This is a genomic window from uncultured Lamprocystis sp., assembly GCF_903933125.1.
In the GTDB taxonomy this organism is placed as follows: Bacteria; Pseudomonadota; Gammaproteobacteria; order Chromatiales; family Chromatiaceae; genus Thiodictyon.
The window spans coordinates 1-2,397 of sequence record NZ_CAIZIZ010000329.1 but is presented as its reverse complement, the minus strand read 5'-3'; the positions used below and the strand labels follow the sequence as shown (position 1 = coordinate 2,397).

The 2,397-nt window shown below is 62.9% G+C and carries 3 protein-coding genes; all 3 read left to right on the top strand.

Annotated features, from left to right (window positions below):
* Positions 1-1,250 (top strand): YcaO-like family protein (locus QZY03_RS17090; RefSeq protein ID WP_295583159.1); only part of this gene is annotated, 1,250 nt, incomplete at its 5' end.
* A 105-nt stretch (positions 1,251-1,355) separates the two neighbouring features.
* On the top strand, positions 1,356-1,634 hold the full coding sequence (locus QZY03_RS17085; protein WP_295407866.1) for a type II toxin-antitoxin system prevent-host-death family antitoxin: 279 nt from the start codon (positions 1,356-1,358) through the stop codon (positions 1,632-1,634).
* Complete coding sequence (locus tag QZY03_RS17080) at positions 1,631-2,053, top strand: type II toxin-antitoxin system VapC family toxin (RefSeq protein WP_295583156.1); 423 nt, start codon at positions 1,631-1,633, stop codon at positions 2,051-2,053. The genes QZY03_RS17085 and QZY03_RS17080 overlap by 4 nt, the downstream gene beginning before the upstream one ends.
* The last annotated feature ends 344 nt before the right edge of the window (positions 2,054-2,397 follow it).

Below are 2,397 nucleotides of genomic sequence, written 5' to 3'. Positions count from 1 at the left end.
TTGCGCCAGTCCACGCGGCTGCGGGCATCGCGCACGTCTATGTCGCCGGACACAATTCGGTCTTGCGGTTGGACTCGCTCGCGCATCTCAAGCGCGGTCTGCGCAATGCCAGCGCGGGCAAGGGGGTGACCGAGACGCAGGCCAAGGCGAGCGCGCTGTGCGAGGCCATCGAGCGTTACAGCGGCGGGCGGCAGGGCGACGAGACGATCATCACCGCCAGTCATTGCGCGATGCGCGAACGCCACGGCGACGCGGTGATCCACCCCAACGCGGTGATGGGCTACAGCGCGCGCCAACTGGCCGAACGGGATGCCTGGAACGCGAAAGAATCCAAGTTCAACCGCGTCCCCGAGCCGCTCGACGAGACCTTGCCGATCGACTGGACGCCGGTGTGGTCGCTGACGCAGGAAGGGTACACATACCTGCCGACCCAGTTGCTCTATTTCGCCTCGCCCGCCAGCGCGGACTGCGACCGCTTCTTCGCCATGGGTTGCTCCAACGGCAACGCTTCGGGCAACAACCTGGAGGAGGCGGTGTTGCAGGGCTTGTTCGAGCTGGTCGAACGCGATGCGGTGGCGCTCTGGTGGTACAACCGGCGGCGTGTGCCGGGCGTCGAGATCGCGAGTTTCGGCGAGCCCTATCTGCTGGATCTGGCGGAGCATTACGACGGACTCGGGCGCGATACCTGGGCGCTGGATGTCACCAGCGACCTGGGGATTCCGGCCTTCGTCGCGGTGTCGCGATTGCGCGACGGATCCCAGGAGCGCCTGCTGTTCGGTCTGGGGTGTCATCTGGATGCACGGATCGCGCTGCAACGCGCCTTCGCCGAGATGAACCAGATGCTGGGTCTGGCAAGCGAGGGCCAGGAGGCGGGCGAACTGCCCATCGAGGATGCCGAGACGCGGCACTGGCTGACCACGGCGACCCTGGACAATCAGCCCTATCTGGCCCCCGATCCGGCCACGCCGCCGCGCGCGCTGGCGGATTTTCCCAAGCGTCACAGCGGCGATCTGCTCGCGGACATCGCCACCTGCCGCGCCATCGTCGAAGCGCGCGGAATGGAGGTGCTGGTGCTGGATCAGACCCGCGCCGATGTCAGGATGCCGGTCGTCAAGGTGATCGTGCCGGGGCTGCGCCATTTCTGGGCGCGCTTCGCGCCGGGGCGGTTGTACGAGGTGCCGGTGGCCATGGGCTGGCTGGAACGGGCGCTGACCGAGGATGAACTCAATCCGATTCCGATCTTTTTTTGAGCGGGGTGCGGTTCATCCTGACCAAGCAGTATTCAAAACCCTGATCCAGCCTGATTGGGAGCAACTCGGCCCCCTCGGTCGAAGTCAAACATCCGGAGTGACGCCATGCTCGTTGCCGTGCGTGATCTCAAGTCCAATCTGTTGCGCATTCTTGCCCAGGCGCAAGCGGGAGAGGTGATCGAAGTGATTTCACACCAAAGACCCATCGCCAGAATTATCGGGATTCCAGCCATGACGCATTCCGGTTTGGATCAAGGATTAGGCGAACTGATCGATCATGGAACGCTCTCATGGAGCGGCGGCAAACCAAGGTTCGCGCCTCCGTTGCAACTAGACCCAACGGGTTGCTGTGTCAGTCAGATGTTGCTGGATGACCGTCGGTGATCCTGTTTTGCGATACGTCCGCCCTCATCAAGCTCTATCTGCTGGAGGCCCGCAGCGACGAGATGCAATCGCTCGCGGCAGCGGCCTCGATGATCGCGGTCTGTCGGATCGCCTGGGCGGAAAGCATGGCCGCTCTGGCACGGCGTATCCGCGAACATCCAGTCGATTTGGCGATGATCGATCAGGTACGCGAGCGTCTACGAAATGACTGGCCCTATTACGCGATCATCGAAGTCACCCAGCCTCTGGTGGAACTCGCGGGCGAGTATGCCGATACCTTTGCGCTGCGCGGGTATGACAGCGTTCAACTGGCGGCAGCCAGCCTGCTGCGACAAGCCACGCAAGAAGAGCTTCGGTTTGCCTGTTTTGATGACCGGCTGTGCAAGGCTGCCGACATTTTGGGTATGCGATGCGGTTGAAGCCACTTTTCTGGCTCCCACGCTCCAGCGTCGCGTCTGCCAGTTGGCGCGGCGCGATGGGTTGAGACGGGCCGCTGGAGCGGCCCGACGACACTCCCACGCTGGAGCGTCACTGCCATTAAGTTAAGCCTAAAAACATATTTTCCGACTTCTTTTCAAGAAGTTAAGGAGATGTCGACTTGACCGCTTGCGTCTTGGCACTTTCCGGTCAACACGAATTGACACCGGGTTTGTCAGAAACGGGCGGATGACGCCTTCAAGCAGCGGCTGCTGGCCGATCCGGCCGGGACGCTGGCGGCGGAGGGGATGGCGGTGCCCGAGGGGATGACGCTGCGGGTGGTGGA